The organism is Streptomyces sp. NPDC057099 (assembly GCF_042671245.1).
Classification (GTDB): Bacteria; Actinomycetota; Actinomycetes; order Streptomycetales; family Streptomycetaceae; genus Streptomyces; species Streptomyces purpurascens.
Genome location: NZ_JBHUTX010000050.1, coordinates 1 through 16,367, shown reverse-complemented (window position 1 = coordinate 16,367; position 16,367 = coordinate 1). Strand labels below are relative to the sequence as shown.

Genomic DNA, 16,367 nt, shown 5'->3' with positions numbered 1-16,367 from the left:
ACACCGAGGGGCCCGGGAGGATCTCCTCCCGGGCCCCGTTTCCGGTGTCTAGCGGGGTGACCGGGCGAACCCGGCGAGGCTGGTGGAGACGATCTCGGGCTCGCCATTGTTCTGCGTGGGCGCGGCGGTCAGCACATCGAGGTGCTGGTAGCCGTCGGCGACCACGGGATGCAGCTCGGGAGGCACCCGGCCGGCCAGCAGTCCCTCACCGGCGAGGACGGTGAGCACCGGGTTGGCGGTGAGCCCGCCCGGGTGGACGACGAGCTTCTTGACCTGCGGCGAGGTGGACAGCTGGATGTCCGTGACCAGCTTGGTCGGGAAGTACTGCTCGGTGAAGTCCAGCGGCTGCTCGGCGAGGCTGCGGGCCAGTTGCCGGATGTCGGTGACCTCCTCGCCCGCACCGGTGAAGGGGGTGCCGTCGGCCGACCGGTAGCCGGGGTCGTCGGGGTCGCCGACGCGGTCGTAGGTGCGCCAGGTGTAGAGCGGACCCCGCGGCCGGTCCGGGATGGCCTTGTACGCGGTGCCGTAGAGACCGGGCTGCCGCGCACCGTTGGCGACGGGGAAGCTCTTGTCGGCGATGGGCCCGCCGTCGAAGAAGCCGACGCTGGTCTGCAGGAACGCCAGCGGTACGGAGTTGTCGTCCAGCAGCGCCCCGAGCACCGCCCCGTTGGTGAGCCGGAAGTCCTTCACCGCCGGCGAGCCGCTGAGGAAGGCGGCGGTGTCCTTGGCGAACAGGAAGCGGTTGGTGGCCTCGACGTTGAGGTTGGAGGGCAGATAGCTCGGCAGGTCGGCCTCACCCTCCAGGTCCTTGAGGGCGCCGAGGCCCGCGATGCCGAGCAGGGTCATGGTCTCGGGGTTGAGCAGCACCGGCGCGGACAGGGTGCGCGACAGCAGCCCGCTGTCCAGACCGGCCTGGACCACGCCGTAACCGAGGCCGATGTCGGGCAGGTCGGTGTCGTCGGGCAGGCTGCCGCTGAGGTCGGCGAGCGAGGTGGAGACGGTCGTGTCGAGGGCGAAGTAGCCCGCGCACTGGTTGTACCCGGCGTCCGCCGTGGTGGCCCGGTCGCCGTCGAAGTCGGCGGCGGCAAAGTACCCGGTGACGACACCGCCCAGCGAGTGCCCGCCGCACAGCACCTTCCGCTTGCGCTGTGCCTGGTCGGGCAACTCGGCGGTGAGCAGGTCGTACTGGTCCCGTACGGTCTGCTCGATCCCGAGCTTCGCCATCCAGCCCAGTTGTCCGTTGCCCGCGTAGCCGCCGAAGGTCCGGCCGTCGACCTGCTTGCCCCGGTAGTAGTAGTCGACGGCGCTGTGCTGGTCGCCGGAGGCGATGCCGGTGCGGTCCTCCAGGCAGTTGGAGCGCCGGTCCAGCGCCCAGAACTCGATGTGCGCGCCCTGCTCGGCGGCCCTGGTGACGGTGTTGCGGGCGACGCTGTCGAACGCCCCGGCGCCTTCCAGGATGCCGGGCTGGGCGATGAGGATCCGGTCCGCGCCGGCCGACGCGGCGGGCCCGTCGGCCGAGCGGTAGCGCAGATACGACAGCCAGTCGCACGCGGCCGGACGAGGCCCGGCCGACTCCGGCAGCGGTACCTTCACCCGTACGACCGACTCGGTCACCCCGGTGACGGGGGACGTCGAGGCGACGGGCGTCTCGGTCCGCGCCCCGTCGGCCCGGGCGCCCGGGGCGGCGGCCGTGAGTGTCCCGGCGGTCAGCAGTACCGCGAGTGCGGCACCGCGCCACTTCCCTCTGCTCCTGCGGTTCATGTCCATGCCACGGACGCTAGGGCGGTGGCGGGAGGGCCCTCAGGGGGTGCTGACGAGAATTCAGTTTCCCGGTCGCGCCTTGTCACCGGCGCACAGAGCACCCGGCACCGGGGCTCGGGACCGACGCGCCGTGCCGGTTCGTCCCGCGTATGGTCCAGGCCGAGCTGCGAACCGCCCGTTTCGGGGGCATGGTGGGGCTATGGACGGTCAACCCCCCGTGGTCGTGCAGCCGCCCGCGTCGGACGGCGGACGGCTGGTGACCATCCACGGCGAGCGCATGGGCGTCGCCTACAGCCTGTTCGACGTACTGGACCTGCTGCACCGCGAGGGCCTGCCCACCGCCGACACGGCCGTCGACGACACCGAGCTGATCGAGTGGCGCGGCGGAGGCCCGTACGACTGGAACAACGGGGAGTCCGGCTCCGACGAGGCATGAGCCTCCGCGCGACGCCCGGGGCCCTGCCCTGGTCCGCTTCGGTTTCGGCCCTTGCCTCTCAGCCACCCGCCGAGGCGCGCACCCCTCCCCGCGAGGCCCCCGGACTCTGCCCCGCCCGCCCCCGATTCGGCCCTTGCCCCTCCGACATCCGACGAGGCACGCGCCCCTCCGCGCATCCCTCCAGGCCCGGCCCCGGATGTGTCCCGCCCTCACATACTCACCGAGGCGTCTGCCCCTCCCCGCGACACACAGGTCTCTGCCTAGCCCGCCCCCGACTCGGCCCCCGCCCCCTCGGCCAGCCGGTCGAGGCGGGCTCGCTGGGTGGGCGTCAGGTCGAGGTCCGCCGCGGCGAGGTTCTCCTCCAGGTGCTCGATCCGGGCCGTACCGGGGATCGGCAGGACGACCGGTGCGCGGTCGAGGAGCCAGGCGAGGGCGACCTGCGTGGGCGTGGCCCCGAGGTCGGCGGCCACGGCGGCGATCTCGGCCTCGGCACCCGCCTTCCCCCACGCCACGGGCCGCCACGGCAGGAAGGCGATACCGGCCGCCGCGCACTCCGCGAGAACGGGCTCGTGCTCGCGGTCGAGCAGGTTGTAGCGGTTCTGCACGCTCACGACGTCGACGATCTCCCGGGCCCCGGCCAGCTCGTCGACGGTGACCTCCGACAGCCCGATCCGTCCGACCAGGCCCTCGGTCTGAAGCTCCCGCAGCGTGCCGAGCTGGTCGGCGAGCGGTGTGTCGGGATCGATGCGGTGCAGCTGGAGCAGTTCGATCCGCTCGACCCGCAACCGGCGCAGCGCCTGCTCGACCTGGGCGCGCAGGATCTCGGGCCGTCCGTCGTACTTCCACTCGCCTCCCGGGCCGGTGCGCGCGACACCGACCTTGGTGGTGATCAGCAGCCCCTCCGGGTAGGGGTACAACGCCTCGGCGAGCAGCTCCTCGTTGGCTCCCTCGCCGTACAGGTGGGCCGTGTCGATCAGGGTGACGCCCAGCTCCACGGCCCGCCGGGCGACCACGAGGGCGTTCTCCCGATCGGGTCCGGGCTCGGCCGGCAGATGCATGGCGCCGAAACCGAGCCGGCGTACGTCCAGATCCCCGCCGACGCGGAAGGTGGTCGATGTCATGAGCTGTCTCCATCCCCCTCTGCTCAAGGGCCGACGCTAACAAGTCGGTTGACGTCCACACCGGCCTTCCGGCGCCCGCCTCGCACCCCGCTCCCCCGCCCCCTGCGCGACGCGCTCGGCGAGCCATTGTCAGTGCCCGGCGCTACGCTGCGCGCACATGACCCTTTTGTCCCTCCGGGAGGTTCACATGGTCACGCGCCTCAATCCGTACCTCACCTACAACGGCGAAGCCCGGCAGGCGATGGAGTTCTACAAGGAGGTCTTCGGCGGCAACCTCACCCTCAACAGCTACGGCGATTTCGGCCAGGCGGACGCCCCGAACGCCGACAAGATCATGCACGGCATGCTGGAGACCACCAGCGGCTTCACCCTGATGGGCGCCGACAACCCGCCGGGCATGGAGTCCGCGCCGGGCACTCCCTTCTCCGTGAGCCTGAGCGGTGACGACGACGCCGAGCTGCGCGGCTACTGGGAGAAGCTCTCCGACAGCGGCTCGGTGTCGGTGCCGCTCGAGAAGCAGATGTGGGGCGACGAGTTCGGCATGTGCACGGACCGCTTCGGCACCCCATGGATGGTCAACATCGGCAGACCGGAGAGCTGAGCAGGACCGACCGGGACGCTCCAGGACCGTCCGCCTCAGAGCCGCCCGTACACGCCGCCCCCAGGCCGGCGCGCACGGGCGGCTCCGCTGTGCCGCCGCCTCCGCTTTGTTGGTACGTCCTGACAAAGCTGTTGACATCCCCAGAAGGCGGTCGCATAGTACCTGCCACTAGAGCGCGCTAGTAACGCGCTCCAGCCATCCCGCCCCGGACCGGCCGCGGCCCCCTTCTCCCCCGCACAGCGAGGTGCACCCGACATGCGCAGACACCACAGACCCGCCGCCCTGACCGCCGCCGCCCTCGTGGGCGCGCTGCTCGCCGCCGGCTGCTCCAGCGGCTCCGGCGGGAAGCAGTCCGAGACCGGGGGCACCGACGCCGCGGCGGGCAAGGCCACCACCCCGCGGATGACCGTCGCCATGGTCACCCACGCGGCGCCCGGCGACACCTTCTGGGACCTGATCCGCAAGGGCGCCCAGGCCGCCGCCGCGAAGGACAACATCAAGCTCGTCTACTCCAGCGACCCCGTCGCCGGAAACCAGGCCAACCTCGTGCAGAACGCCATCGACCAGAAGGTCGACGGCATCGCGCTCACCGCGGCCAAGCCCGACGCCATGAAGGCAGCGGTGGCCAAGGCCAAGGCGGCCGGCATCCCCGTCGTCGGCTTCAACTCCGGCCTGGACGACTGGAAGGAACTCGGCATGCTCGAGTACTTCGGCCAGGACGAGAACATCGCCGGCCGGGCCTTCGGGGAGCGCCTCAACCAGCTGGGCGCCGAGCACGCCGTCTGCGTGGTCCAGGAGCAGGGCCAGGTCGCGCTGGAGGCACGCTGCGCCGGCCTGAAGAAGGGCTTCAAGGGCACCACGGAGAACCTGTACGTCAACGGCACCGACATGCCCTCCGTGAAGTCGACGCTGACCGCCAAGCTCCAGAAGGACTCCACTATCGACCAAGTGGTCACGCTCGGCGCCCCGATCGCCCTGACCGCCGTGCAGTCGGTGCGGGACGCGGGCAGCGAGGCCGAGGTCGCCACCTTCGACCTCAACAAGGACCTCGTCACCGCCGTCCAGGGCGGCGACATCGAGTTCGCCGTCGACCAGCAGCCCTACCTCCAGGGCTATCTCGCCGTCGACGCACTGTGGCTGTACAGGACGAACGGCAACTTCAGCGGCGGCGGCACGGCTCCCGTACTCACCGGGCCGGCGTTCATCACGAAGGACAACGCCGACACCGTCGCGGAGTTCGCGAAGAAGGGGACGCGCTAGAGCGGCATTGGGCGGACCTGGGCGGCCTTGGCGACGCGCCTACTCCGCCGGGGCCGGCCCGCTGGTGCCCCGTACCACCAGCTTCGGATCCAGCACCGCCTCGCGCGGCGGCAGTTCGCCGTTCTCCAGCCGCTCGACGGCGAAGCGGACGGCGTGCTCGGCCATCAGGGCCGCGTCCTGGCGGACCGTGGTCAGGCCGGTCGGCATCAGGTGGGAGAGGTGACTGTCGTCGTAGCCGACGACGGACAGATCGCGCGGGACGTCGATGCCCGCCCGGGTGAGGGACATCAGCAGACCCATGGCGCAGCGGTCGTTGCCGGCGAGGACCGCCGTCGGCAAGGGCTGCCCGCTGTCGCGCTCGGCCAGGAGCAGACGGCCGGTCTCGACACCGGAGTCCTCGGTGTGGTGGCCGGGAATCACCCGGGCCCGGTCCTCCAGCCCGTGGCGGCGCATCGCCGCACGGTAGGCACGCCGCCGCTCCGCCGAACCGGGACCGCGTCCGCCGTCGATGTGCACGATCCGGCGGTGCCCCAGCTCCACCAGGTAGTCCATGGCCTGCCGGACGCCCTTGCCCTCGGCGGAGTGGACGAAGTCGACATGGGCCTGGGGCACGCGGCGGCTGACCGAGACCGTGACCGTGCGCTGCGCGAGCTCGTCGAGGTAGCCGGGCCGGGCGTCCGGGCCGAGCAGGATCACCGCCTCGCAGCGGTGGCTGAGCAGCGCCTCGACCGCCTTGGCCTCGCTGCGCCCCTGGGTGGAACCGGAGAGCAGGACGTCGTACCCGAGCCGCTCGGCCTCCGGGTAGATGCCGGTGATGAGATCCGTGTGGAAGGTCTGGTGCACGGTGAACATCACGCCGAGCGTGCGACTGCGGCCACGGGCCAGCAGCCGGGCCGCGCTGTCCGGCCGGTAACCGAGCTCGTCGGCCACGCGCAGGACCCGCTCCCGGGTCTCCCGGCCGGCTCCCGCCTGGTTGCGGAAGATGATCGAGACGAGCGCGCGGGAGACGCCCGCCTTCTCGGCGACGTCCGCCATCGTGGGCCGCTGCCTGCCCGATGCATCCACCTGTGAACCCACCCTCCGACGGCGCCCACCTTACGGGGTGTCCCGCGCGGGGATCCCGCCATGGGGCCCCGCAATCTCCCGGCAACAACCTATTGACATGACATTTGGACAGGGGTCATCGTACTCGACTAGAGCGCGCTAGTAGCGCGCGTCACATCGCTCAGACACCCTCCCCCTCTCCTCCAAGGACACTGACCATGGCAACGGCGCCCGTCCCTCTCCGTACCACTGTCGGCAATCTGTGCCTCGGCTCCGCCCCCGACTCCTGGGGGGTGTGGTTCCCCGAGGACGAGCACCAGGTGCCGTACACCCGTTTCCTCGACGAGCTGGTCCAGGCCGGATACGAGTGGCTGGAGCTCGGCCCGTACGGCTATCTGCCCACCGACCCGCGGCGGCTGAGGGCCGAGCTGGACGCCCGGGGGCTGAAGGTCTCCGGCGGTACCGCGTTCGGCGCGCTGCACCGGCCCGAGGCCTGGGACGAGATGCTCGCCCATGTCCGTGAGGTCGCCGCGCTGACCGCGGCCGCGGGGGCGCGTCATCTGGTCTTCATTCCGCCCATGTACCGGGACGAGAAGACGGGCGCGTTCACCGAGTCGCCCGAGCTGACCGCCGAGCAGTGGGCCGGGTTCGGCCGGGCCGCCGACCGGCTGGGCAGGCTGCTGCTGGAGGAGTACGACGTACGGCTGGTCGTCCATCCGCACGCCGACAGTCACCTCCAGACACAGCCGGAGATCGAGCGGCTGCTGAACGAGTCCGACAGCCGCTACACGAACCTGTGCCTGGACACGGGGCATGTGGCGTACGGCGGTGGGGACAACCTCGATCTGATCCGCCGGTTCGGTGAGCGGGTCGGCTATGTGCACATCAAGCAGATGGATCCGGAGATCCTGGCGCAGGTCGTGGCCGAGGACCTGTCCTTCAGTGAGGCCGTGAAGCGCGGGGTGTGCGTGTCGCCGCCCGCAGGGGTGCCGGCCCCGGCCGATGTGGTGGGTGAACTGGCGGGGCTCGATGCCGAGTTGTTCGTGATCGTCGAGCAGGACCTGTACCCGTGCGCTCCCGAGGTGCCGCTGCCGATCGCGGTCGGCACCCGCGAGCACCTGGCCGACTGCGGTCTTTCGGGTACCCGCCGCCCGGCCATCGGCAGGTAAGGAGCGGCCATGGACGTCAAGGACGGCACGACACCAGCATCCGAACCGGCCCCGGCCACCGGCGTCGCGGACGAGACCCCGCCGGCGGTCTCCCGGCGGCTGCGGATGATCACCATCATCGCCACGTTCGGTGGTCTGCTCTTCGGCTACGACACGGGCGTCATCAACGGCGCCCTGCCCTATATGACCGACGACCTCGGCCTGACCCCGGTCACCGAGGGCATGGTCACCAGTTCGCTGCTGCTGGGTGCCGCGCTGGGCGCGGTGACCGGCGGCCGGTTGTCGGACGCGCGCGGCAGGCGGCGCAACATCCTGCTGCTGGCCGTGCTGTTCTTCGTCGGCGCGCTCGGCTGCACGCTCGCCCCGACGACCGAGGTGATGATCGTGGCGCGCCTCGTGCTCGGTCTCGCGGTCGGCGGCGCCTCGGTGACCGTGCCGGTGTATCTCGCGGAGGTGTCCCCCGCGGAGCGGCGCGGTGCTCTCGTCACCCGGAACGAGCTGATGATCGTCTCCGGTCAGCTGCTGGCGTTCACGTCCAACGCGATCATCGCGCAGGTGGGCGGGGAGTCCGGCGGTGTGTGGCGCTGGATGCTGGTCATCGCCACACTGCCGGCGGTGGTGCTCTGGTTCGGCATGCTGGTGATGCCGGAGAGCCCGCGCTGGCTGGCCTCCCAGAGCCGCTTCGGCGAGGCCCTCGAAGTCCTCAAGCAGGTGCGGTCGCGGGCCCGGGCCGAGGCCGAGCTGAAGGAGGTCTCCGCGCTGGCCGTCAAGGACGAGCGGGAGAAGCTCGGCGGCTGGCAGGACATCAAGAGCACGCCGTGGGTGCGGAAGCTGATGTTCGTCGGGTTCGGCATCGCGATCGTGCAGCAGATCACCGGCGTCAATACGATCATGTACTACGGCACGCAGATCCTCACCGACGCCGGTTTCGCCGCCGACAGCGCGCTGACGGCGAACATCGCCAACGGGGTGATCTCGGTGCTGGCCACCTTCGTCGGCATCTGGCTGCTCGGGCGGGTCAACCGCCGGCCGATGCTGATGACCGGCCAGCTCGGCACGACCGTGGCCCTGTTGCTGATCGGCGTGTTCTCCCTCGTGCTGCCGTCGGGTGATCCGCGGGCGTTCGCCGTGCTCGCGATGACCGTCACGTTCCTCGCCTTCCAGCAGGGCGCGATCTCGCCGGTGACCTGGCTGATGCTGTCGGAGATCTTCCCGATGCGGATGCGCGGCTTCGGCATGGGCGTCGCGGCCGTGGTGCTGTGGCTGACCAACTTCGTGATCGGTCTTGTCTTCCCGTCCCTGGTCTCCGGGATCGGGATCTCCAACACCTTCTTCCTGTTCGTGGTGGCGGGCCTGCTGTCCCTCACCTTCGTGAAGCTGTACGTCCCCGAGACCAAGGGCCGCACCCTCGAGACGCTCGAGGCGGAGCTCCGGACGCGCTTTTCCTGACCTCTTCCAAGGAGTTCACCATGACCGTACGTGTAGGCGTCATCGGCGCCGGAATGATCGGCCAGGACCACATCCGGCGGCTCACCGAGGTCGTCACCGGGGCCACTGTCACGGCGGTGGCCGACGTCGACACCGAGCGTGCCGCCGAGGTGGCGGCCCGGTGCGGTGCCACCGCGCTGCCCACCGGCGCGGATCTGGTCGCCTCCCCCGACGTGGACGCCGTCCTCGTCACCTCGTGGGGGCCGACCCACGCCGAGCACGTCCTGAACGCGATCGCCGCCGGCAAGCCGGTGTTCTGCGAGAAGCCGCTGGCCACGACCGCGGAGGACTGTCTGCGGATCGTCGAGGCCGAGCGGGCGCACGGCCGCCGGCTGGTGCAGGTCGGCTTCATGCGCCGCTTCGACGCCGGGTACCGCCAGATGAAGGAGGTCCTGTCGACCGGTTCGCTCGGTGCCCCGCTGATCGTGCACTGCGCCCACCGCAACCCGACCGTCCCGGAGTCGTACCACTCCGCGATGGCCGCGCAGGACACCGCCGTCCACGAGATCGACGTGCTGCGCTGGCTGCTCGACGACGAGATCGTCTCCGCCCAGGTGATCACCCCGCGCGCCACCAGCAAGCGGTTCGGTCACCTGAAGGACCCGCAGATCATGGTCTTCGAGACCGGCGAGGGCGTCCGTATCGACCTGGAGGTCTTCGTCAACTGCCAGTACGGCTACGACATCCAGTGCGAGGTCGTGGGCGAGGACGGCCTGGTCCGGCTGCCCGACCCGGCGGCCGTCGGGATCCGCACCGCCGCCCGGCACGGCACGGGTGTGCTGCAGGACTGGAAGGACCGGTTCGCGGAGGCCTTCGACACGGAGTTCCGCGAGTGGGTCGCCACCGTGGCGGCCGGCACCGAGCCCACCGGCCCGTCCGCCTGGGACGGTTACGCCGCCACGGTCATCTCCGACGCCGCCGTCCGCTCCCAGGAGGCCGGCGGCGGAGAGATCGTCACCGTCGACATCAAGCCCCGCCCCGCGCTCTACGGAGGCACCGCGTGAAGATCGCCCTCGACCCGTACATGTTCCGTGCCCTGCCGATCGACGAGATGGTACGCACGGTCGCCGAACTCGGCTACGAGCACATCGAGTTGTCGCCGCGTGCGGACTTCATGCCGTTCTTCCTGCACCCGCGGGCGGACGACGCGCGGGTGACGGAGCTGAAGGAGTCGCTGCGCCGGTACGGTGTGCTGCTGTCCTCGGTGCTGCCGCTGTACAAGTGGTCCTCGCCGGACGAGACCGAGCGGCAGACGGCCGTCCGCTACTGGAAGCGGATGATCGAGATCACCGTGGATCTCGAATGCCCCCTGATGAACTCGGAGTTCAACGGCCGGCCCGAGCGCGCCGCCGAGAGCGAGTCCGCCTTCTGGCGTTCGCTGGAGGAGTTGCTGCCGGTCTTCGAGCGGGAGGGCATCGCCCTGAATCTGGAGGCCCACCCGGACGACTTCTGCGAGGAGAACACCCCGGCCGTCGATCTCGTCCGCGCGATCAACAAGCCGTGGGTGAACTACCTGTACTGCGCCCCGCACACCTTCCATCTCTCGGGCTCCGACCCGACGGCGGACATCGCGGCGATGATGCGCTACGCCGGTGACAAGCTCCAGCACGTGCATGTCGCGGACTCCTTCAACCACAAGGGTTCCAGCGGTCTGCGGTACATCCTCAACCCGCCGGGCACGCCGGCCCGGATCCATCAGCACCTCGACATCGGTCAGGGCGAGGTCGACTGGGACGCCTTCTTCGGCACCCTGCGCGAGCTGGGCTTCGACGGTGTCGCCACGGCCTGTGTCTTCGCCTGGGAGGAGCGGGCCCGGGAGTCGTCGGCGTTCATGCTGGACCGCATCCGGAAGGAGCTGGCGGGGTCGTGAGGACGACGAGCTGCCGGGTGGCCCTGGTCATCGCGACATAGCGGTCGACCGCTCCTTCGACGCCGGTGCCGAAGTCCTCCGGGTCGACGAGGACGACCAGGTCGAACTCCAGCCCCTTCGACAGCTCCGGGGTCAGCGACCGGACGCGTGACGAGGATGGCTGGAACGCGGGATCGCCGATGACACAGGCGATCCCGTCGCCATGGGCGGCCAGCCAGGTGTCGAGGACCGAGCTCAGCTCCGCGGCGGCTCCGTGGACGACGGGGACGCCGCCGCTGCGGATGGAGGTCGGCACGTTGGCGTCCGGGAGCACGGTCCGGATGACCGGCTCGGCCTCCGTCATGATCTCCTCGGGCGTACGGTAGTTGATGCTCAGGGACGCGAGGTCGACGCGGCCGAACCCGACCCGTTCGAGCCGTTCCCGCCACGACTCCGTGAAGCCGTGCCGGGCCTGGGCGCGGTCCCCGACGATGGTGAAGCTCCGGGACGGGCAGCGCAGCAGCAGCATCTGCCATTCCGCGTCGGTCAGTTCCTGGGCCTCGTCCACGACGATGTGCGCGAAGGGGCCGGTGAGCACGTCCGGTTCGATGGTGGTCAATTCGGCCTCGTTGACCAGGCTGACCTGGGCGTCCTCGCCGCGCAGCATGGACACCAGGCCTTCGCCCTCGTCACCGTCGGCGCCCGAGTTGGCCGTGGCCTCGATCAGGGTGTCGACGACGCGCGCCATGTGCTCGCGCTGGTCGGCGAGGATGGCCTTGTTCCGGCGCTTGCGCCGGGCCGCCTCCGGGTCGCCCAGCCGCTGCCGTGCGGCGTCCAGGATCGGCAGGTCGGACACGGTCCAGGCCTGGGCATCCGCGCGCTGCAGCGTCTGGACCTCGTCCCGGCTGAGCCAGGGCGCGCACATCCGCAGATAGGCGGGCACCGACCACAGGTCCGACACGAGGTCGCTCGCTTCGAGCAGCGGCCAGGCGCGGTTGAACACCGTGCGCAGCTCCCTGTTCTGCGACAGCGATCTGCGGAGCAGGCCGGCCGACACGTCGCCGTCGTGCTTGTCCTGAAGGATCGTGAGCAGTTCCTCCCAGACCTGATCGCGTGCCTCGTTGTGCGGAGTGCCGGGCTCGGCCGCTTCGAAGGCCACGGCCCAGTCCCGGGCGCTCAGGTGGATGTCGGACCAGTGGGTCGTGACCGTCATCTTCTCGGTGGGCGGCTCCTCGTAGAACCTGACGGCCTTCTCGATCGCCCCCACCATGTCCGCGGACGACTTCAGACGCGCCACGTCCGGGTCGGCCTCGTCCCTCGCTGTGGCTCCCTCGGCGACGAGGTCCCGCAGGATGCAGGTCTGCACACCCTCCTCGCCGAGGCTGGGCAGGACGTCGGAGACGTAGGACAGGTAGGGCCGGTGCGGGCCGACGAACAGCACGCCCCCCTTGCGGTGGCCGAGGCGCGGGTCGGAGTAGAGGAGGTAGGCGGAGCGGTGCAGGGCGACGACGGTCTTGCCGGTACCCGGGCCGCCGTCGACGACGAGGGCGCCGCGGGAACCCGCGCGGATGATGGCGTCCTGGTCGGCCTGGATGGTGCCGAGCACGTCCCGCATCCGGGGCGAGCGGTCGGTGCCCAGGCTGGCGATGAAGGCGGACTGGTCGTCGAGCGCTGCGTGGCCGGAGATGCCGTCCGCGGTGAACACCTCGTCCCAGTAGTCGCCGATCCGGCCGCCGGTCCAGCGGTATCTGCGGCGGCTCGCCAGGCCCATGGGGTCGGCGTGGGTGGCTCCGAAGAACGGCTCGGCGGCGGGGGAACGCCAGTCGACCAGGAGCCGGCGCCCCTCGCTGTCCGTGAGGCCGAGCCGTCCCACGTACACGGGCTCGGAGTCGTCGGCACCGACCATGTGCCCGAGGCACAGGTCCAGTCCGAAGCGGCGCAGTGCGCGCAGACGGGTGGTCAGCCGGTGGATCTCCGCGTCCCGGTCCATCGCCTGCCGGCCCTTGCCGCCGGGTGCCCGCCGCTCGGCCACCAGCCGGTCGGACACTTCGGCGATCGACTGCTTCAGACACTCGGCGACGGCGGCGAAGTGCCGCTCGTCCCCGGCGATCAGCACAGGGTCGGACTTGTGGGAGAGCCGGTCGGGAAGATCGAACGCGCTCATGGTCAGGGGGGTCACGTGATGCTCCCGTTTCCGCAGATCCTGGGCTTAGGCCGGACAGTTTGCGGCACGACGGGGGCCTTGCCGCAAGACCCCCCGTGCGCTATAAGTTGAGAGTGGCAAGGAGACGTCTCCTTGCCCTTCTTGTTGTGCGGCCCTCCCGGTCGCCGGTCCCTTTGGTGTGGCACTCTCTTCGTTCAGGCACCGTGGAGAGGCGGCGGTATGCGGATAGGACTGCTGGGCACCGGACCGTGGGCGCAGATGGCCCACGCACCCGCACTGAGCCGACACGAGGGGCTGGACTTCGCCGGGGTGTGGGGCCGCCGCCCCGAGGCCGCGAAGGAGTTGGCCGAGCGGCACGGCGTGCCAGTGTACGACGACGTCGACGAGCTGTTCGCCGACGTGGACGCGGTCGCCGTGGCGCTGCCTCCCCAGGTGCAGGCCGAACTCGCCGCGCGCGCGGCGCGGGCCGGGTGCCATCTGCTGCTCGACAAGCCTCTCGCGCCGACGGTGGAGCAGGGGCGGGCCGTGGTCGAGGCCGTCGAGGAGGCGGGGGTCGCCTCGGTCGTGTTCTTCACGACCCGCTTCCAGCCCGAGCCGGAGGCGTGGATCACCGAGCAGGCCGGAGTGCCGGGCTGGTTCACGGCCCACGCGCAGTGGCTCGGGGCGGTGTTCACCAGCGAGAGCCCCTTCGCGACGCCGTGGCGGCGGGAGAAGGGCGCCCTGTGGGACGTCGGGCCGCACGCCCTGTCCGTGCTGCTGCCCGTGCTCGGCGACGTGCGGCGCGTGACGGCGGCCGCGTACGGCCCCGGGGACACGGTGCATGTCGTCCTCGACCACTCCGGTGGCGCGTCGAGCACCCTCACCCTGAGCCTGACGGCACCGCCCGCCGCGGCCGGTGCCGCGCTGGAGGTGCGGGGAGAGGCCGGGGTCGCGGTCCTGCCGGAGAGTTCCGACGGAGCGGTCCCCGCCTTGACGCGGGCCGCGGACGCCCTGCTCACCGCGGCCCGCACCGGCCGTCCGCACGCGTGCGACGCGGCGTTCGGCCTCCGTGTCACGGAGATCCTCACGGCGGCCGACGACCTGCTGAACGGCGGCGCACGCTAGTCCGCGTCGCCGCCGAACACCTGTCTACACCGGGTGGAAGTTGAGCCGTTCCTTGACCACCGGGAAACCCGCCTTGGCGAAGTTCGCGGCCATGGGGAAATTGCCCTGGTCCGTGGCGGCGGCGACGAACTCCGCGCCCTGTTCGACCAGGAAGCGGGTGCACTCGACCAGGAGGTCGTAGGCGTAGCCGCGGCCTCGCTGGTCCGGCAGGACGCCGATGAAGCCGATGCACGGGCCCGACGGGTTGTGGGCCGGGATGTGGATGCCGGCCGGCTCGCCCTCCGGTGTGTACGCGACCTGCCACCACTCGCGTGGCGAGGGGCACCAGTGGAAGAAGTCGAGTTCCTCCTGGGCCGCCCGGTCGAGTCCGCCCTCCTCGATGTCCTTCAGCGCGTGGGCGTCCAGGGTGACGGAGTGGATACGGCGCAGCGCGTCGAAGAACACGGCGTCGTCCGGTTCGGCCCGGAAGACGAGGCGCCCGGGCCGTTCGGGCAGGCCGTGCTCGGGGGTCCATCGGTACAGCAGGCGTTCGACCAGAAGGTCGTAGCCGGCCTTCCGTGCGGCGGTGAAGCGGGTCTCGGCGGCGGTGCGCAGGGCCGGGGTGTCGCGCCAGCCGGGGGGCAGGTTCAGTTCGAGTTCCACCTGCCAGGGCGCGGAGCGCAGGAGTGCGGCGCCTGCCTCCTCCTCGCCCTCCGCGACGTCGAACCAGTTGAGGTTGACGGGTTCGGTGTCGTCGGGGCCGCCCCACCAGGCGCCGCGTGCGACGACCTTGCCGTCGCGCAGGGCCACCCGTTTCCAGTCGGGGCGGTGCAGGGTCCGCTTGTGGCCCTCACGGGCGCCCAGCGGGTCGGGCAGGGTGTCGAAGAGATCGGCGGCGCTCGCGTCGAGCGCGCGGATGACCACGTCGGTCATGGACTTCCTCCGGGAAGCATGCTGCGAGGAGCGCTCCCGGTCAGGTCGGTCGAGACACGCCGGGGACGGGGAGCAGGGAGCGCTGGAACGGTGTGAACTGCACGGCTCTGCCCTCCTTCCACGGTCTCGGGGCGTGGCGCGCCACAGGCTACGGGGCCGCCGACGGACCGTCCACTGAATTACCGGCTCGGCCCCAGTGGCCGTGCGGCCTGACCGACCACGACGCCCGGCTGGGGCTCGCGCCCTCCGGCCGGCCCAGGGGCGTACGCGCGGGCCCGGCGTGCGGCGCCCGGGCGGGCGTAGCAGCGTGGTGGTGTGAGCAGTGTGCGCGGCCGGCTGTCGCGCCGGGACCGGGACCGGCGCGGCTGGCTGCGCGGCGCGCCCCCGCCGGGCTGGGCTCGGGTGCTGCCGTCGGCGCTGCTGGCGGGCGTGTGCGCGGCGGAGCTGATCAGTCCGGAGCCGCTCGACATCGGCTTCCTGCTGGGCGCCATCCCGCCGCTGGCCGTGCTCGCGCACGGACCGTTGGCGACGGCGGTGCTGGGCGCGCTGGTGGTGGTCGTGCTGACCATCCCGGTGTTCAGCCTGAACGACCCCGGCAGCACCGATTTACTGACCGTGTGCTTCGTGGCCGTCCTGAGTGTGCTGCTGTCGTTCGTCCGCAGCAGGCGTGACGCCCAGCTGGTCACCGAACGGGCCGTCGCCGAGGCGGCGCAGCGGGCCGTCGTGCCGCCGCTGCGGGAACGGGTCGGGCCGGTGCGGTGCGCGGGGCTGTACCGGGCCGCGCAGAGCGGGACGCTGGTCGGGGGCGACTTCTTCGACGTACGGGCGGGCCCCTACGGCGTCCGGGCGGTCATGGGCGATGTGCAGGGACACGGTCTGTCGGCCGTCGCCACGGTCGCGTCGCTGCTGGGGGCGTTCCGGGAGGCGGTGCTGGACCACCCGGATCCGGAGGCGGTGGCGGCCCGGCTCGACCGGAGGCTGGTGGCGGACTCGGCGGGAGTGCCGCACGCCGAGTTGTTCGCGACGGCGGTGCTGCTCGGGTTCTCCGACGACGCCCGTGTGGTGCGGATCGTGGCCTGCGGGCAGTCGGGGCCGCTGCTGCTGCGCGACGGGCGGGCCGTCGAGCTGGACATCGAGCCGTGCACACCGCTCGGTCTCGGTCTCGCCGAGGCGACTCCGCCCCGGGTCGTCTCGGTGCGGCTGCGCGCCGGTGACCGGCTCTTCCTCGCGTCCGACGGGGTCACCGAGGCCAGGGACGCGGACGGGGTCTTCTACCCGCTGGCCGAACGGCTGCCGGGCTTCGCCGAGGAGGAGCCGGCGGCGCTCGCCGAGCGGGTGTGGGACGACCTCGTCCGGCACTGCCCGGACATCCGGGACGACGTCACGATGCTCGTGCTCGCGCCCCGGTCGCAGAGCGGGCCCTGACGGCGGCCGGCGGCGGTCCGCGAAGCTTCGCGG

The 16,367-nt window shown here is 71.4% G+C and carries 14 protein-coding genes; 9 read left to right on the top strand and 5 right to left on the bottom strand.

The window, feature by feature from the left end; translation table 11 throughout:
• Nucleotides 1-48: 48 nt before the first annotated feature.
• On the bottom strand, nucleotides 49-1,767 hold the full coding sequence (locus tag ACFT4A_RS35835) for a hypothetical protein (protein ID WP_382838974.1): 1,719 nt from the start codon (nucleotides 1,765-1,767) through the stop codon (nucleotides 49-51).
• Nucleotides 1,768-1,960: 193 nt separating this feature from the next.
• Between ACFT4A_RS35835 and ACFT4A_RS35830 the strand changes: the two genes are divergently transcribed.
• A complete protein-coding gene (locus ACFT4A_RS35830; RefSeq protein WP_184586858.1) occupies nucleotides 1,961-2,197 on the top strand; it encodes a hypothetical protein in 237 nt (78 codons plus the stop codon).
• A gap of 260 nt (nucleotides 2,198-2,457) precedes the next feature.
• On the opposite strand, the gene ACFT4A_RS35825 is transcribed toward ACFT4A_RS35830, so the two are convergent.
• The gene (locus ACFT4A_RS35825; protein WP_382838971.1) at nucleotides 2,458-3,318 is read right to left on the bottom strand and encodes an aldo/keto reductase; all 861 of its coding nucleotides are present in this window, start codon (nucleotides 3,316-3,318) and stop codon (nucleotides 2,458-2,460) included.
• Nucleotides 3,319-3,505: 187 nt separating this feature from the next.
• Between ACFT4A_RS35825 and ACFT4A_RS35820 the strand changes: the two genes are divergently transcribed.
• Together ACFT4A_RS35820 and ACFT4A_RS35815 are read left to right on the top strand one after the other, a co-directional pair.
• The gene (locus ACFT4A_RS35820; RefSeq protein ID WP_382838969.1) at nucleotides 3,506-3,919 is read left to right on the top strand and encodes a VOC family protein; all 414 of its coding nucleotides are present in this window, start codon (nucleotides 3,506-3,508) and stop codon (nucleotides 3,917-3,919) included.
• A gap of 255 nt (nucleotides 3,920-4,174) precedes the next feature.
• Nucleotides 4,175-5,179, top strand: coding sequence for a substrate-binding domain-containing protein (locus tag ACFT4A_RS35815; protein WP_382838966.1), 1,005 nt, complete (start codon nucleotides 4,175-4,177; stop codon nucleotides 5,177-5,179).
• Nucleotides 5,180-5,218: 39 nt separating this feature from the next.
• Here ACFT4A_RS35815 and ACFT4A_RS35810 read toward each other — a convergent pair whose 3' ends face one another.
• A complete protein-coding gene (locus ACFT4A_RS35810; RefSeq protein ID WP_382839066.1) occupies nucleotides 5,219-6,214 on the bottom strand; it encodes a LacI family DNA-binding transcriptional regulator in 996 nt (331 codons plus the stop codon).
• Nucleotides 6,215-6,441: 227 nt separating this feature from the next.
• Between ACFT4A_RS35810 and ACFT4A_RS35805 the strand changes: the two genes are divergently transcribed.
• The 4 genes from ACFT4A_RS35805 to ACFT4A_RS35790 are packed head-to-tail and all read left to right on the top strand — an operon-like array spanning nucleotide 6,442 to nucleotide 10,750.
• Nucleotides 6,442-7,392 (top strand): TIM barrel protein, encoded by a 951-nt coding sequence (locus tag ACFT4A_RS35805; RefSeq protein ID WP_382838964.1) that lies wholly within the window; start codon nucleotides 6,442-6,444, stop codon nucleotides 7,390-7,392.
• 9 nt (nucleotides 7,393-7,401) lie between these two features.
• Nucleotides 7,402-8,841, top strand: coding sequence for a sugar porter family MFS transporter (locus tag ACFT4A_RS35800; protein WP_382838961.1), 1,440 nt, complete (start codon nucleotides 7,402-7,404; stop codon nucleotides 8,839-8,841).
• A 20-nt stretch (nucleotides 8,842-8,861) separates the two neighbouring features.
• A complete protein-coding gene (locus tag ACFT4A_RS35795) occupies nucleotides 8,862-9,884 on the top strand; it encodes a Gfo/Idh/MocA family protein (protein ID WP_382838959.1) in 1,023 nt (340 codons plus the stop codon).
• A complete protein-coding gene (locus ACFT4A_RS35790; RefSeq protein WP_382838956.1) occupies nucleotides 9,881-10,750 on the top strand; it encodes a sugar phosphate isomerase/epimerase family protein in 870 nt (289 codons plus the stop codon). The genes ACFT4A_RS35795 and ACFT4A_RS35790 overlap by 4 nt, the downstream gene beginning before the upstream one ends.
• On the opposite strand, the gene helR is transcribed toward ACFT4A_RS35790, so the two are convergent.
• Nucleotides 10,710-12,908 carry an RNA polymerase recycling motor ATPase HelR gene (gene helR / locus ACFT4A_RS35785; RefSeq protein ID WP_382838954.1) on the bottom strand — a complete coding sequence of 733 codons (2,199 nt, stop codon included), beginning with the start codon at nucleotides 12,906-12,908 and terminating at the stop codon, nucleotides 10,710-10,712. The two genes, ACFT4A_RS35790 and helR, sit on opposite strands and share 41 nt — an antisense overlap.
• Before the next feature lie 204 nt (nucleotides 12,909-13,112).
• On the opposite strand from helR, the gene ACFT4A_RS35780 reads away from it, so the two are divergent.
• Nucleotides 13,113-13,997 carry a Gfo/Idh/MocA family protein gene (locus ACFT4A_RS35780; RefSeq protein WP_382838951.1) on the top strand — a complete coding sequence of 295 codons (885 nt, stop codon included), beginning with the start codon at nucleotides 13,113-13,115 and terminating at the stop codon, nucleotides 13,995-13,997.
• A gap of 24 nt (nucleotides 13,998-14,021) precedes the next feature.
• Here the strand turns inward: ACFT4A_RS35780 and ACFT4A_RS35775 are convergent, their stop codons facing one another.
• Nucleotides 14,022-14,909: a GNAT family N-acetyltransferase gene (locus tag ACFT4A_RS35775; protein WP_382838948.1), complete on the bottom strand. Its 888-nt coding sequence runs from the start codon at nucleotides 14,907-14,909 to the stop codon at nucleotides 14,022-14,024.
• Between the two features lie 315 nt (nucleotides 14,910-15,224).
• Between ACFT4A_RS35775 and ACFT4A_RS35770 the strand changes: the two genes are divergently transcribed.
• Nucleotides 15,225-16,334: a PP2C family protein-serine/threonine phosphatase gene (locus ACFT4A_RS35770; RefSeq protein WP_382838945.1), complete on the top strand. Its 1,110-nt coding sequence runs from the start codon at nucleotides 15,225-15,227 to the stop codon at nucleotides 16,332-16,334.
• The last annotated feature ends 33 nt before the right edge of the window (nucleotides 16,335-16,367 follow it).

What these genes read in the sequence shown, in the direction of transcription:
- ACFT4A_RS35835 (WP_382838974.1), bottom strand. Translation starts at nt 1,767, where the DNA reads ATGGACATGAACCGCAGGAGCAGAGGGAAGTGGCGCGGTGCCGCACTC.
- ACFT4A_RS35830 (WP_184586858.1), top strand. Translation starts at nt 1,961, where the DNA reads ATGGACGGTCAACCCCCCGTGGTCGTGCAGCCGCCCGCGTCGGACGGC.
- ACFT4A_RS35825 (WP_382838971.1), bottom strand. Translation starts at nt 3,318, where the DNA reads ATGACATCGACCACCTTCCGCGTCGGCGGGGATCTGGACGTACGCCGG.
- ACFT4A_RS35820 (WP_382838969.1), top strand. Translation starts at nt 3,506, where the DNA reads ATGGTCACGCGCCTCAATCCGTACCTCACCTACAACGGCGAAGCCCGG.
- ACFT4A_RS35815 (WP_382838966.1), top strand. Translation starts at nt 4,175, where the DNA reads ATGCGCAGACACCACAGACCCGCCGCCCTGACCGCCGCCGCCCTCGTG.
- ACFT4A_RS35810 (WP_382839066.1), bottom strand. Translation starts at nt 6,214, where the DNA reads ATGGCGGACGTCGCCGAGAAGGCGGGCGTCTCCCGCGCGCTCGTCTCG.
- ACFT4A_RS35805 (WP_382838964.1), top strand. Translation starts at nt 6,442, where the DNA reads ATGGCAACGGCGCCCGTCCCTCTCCGTACCACTGTCGGCAATCTGTGC.
- ACFT4A_RS35800 (WP_382838961.1), top strand. Translation starts at nt 7,402, where the DNA reads ATGGACGTCAAGGACGGCACGACACCAGCATCCGAACCGGCCCCGGCC.
- ACFT4A_RS35795 (WP_382838959.1), top strand. Translation starts at nt 8,862, where the DNA reads ATGACCGTACGTGTAGGCGTCATCGGCGCCGGAATGATCGGCCAGGAC.
- ACFT4A_RS35780 (WP_382838951.1), top strand. Translation starts at nt 13,113, where the DNA reads ATGCGGATAGGACTGCTGGGCACCGGACCGTGGGCGCAGATGGCCCAC.
- ACFT4A_RS35775 (WP_382838948.1), bottom strand. Translation starts at nt 14,909, where the DNA reads ATGACCGACGTGGTCATCCGCGCGCTCGACGCGAGCGCCGCCGATCTC.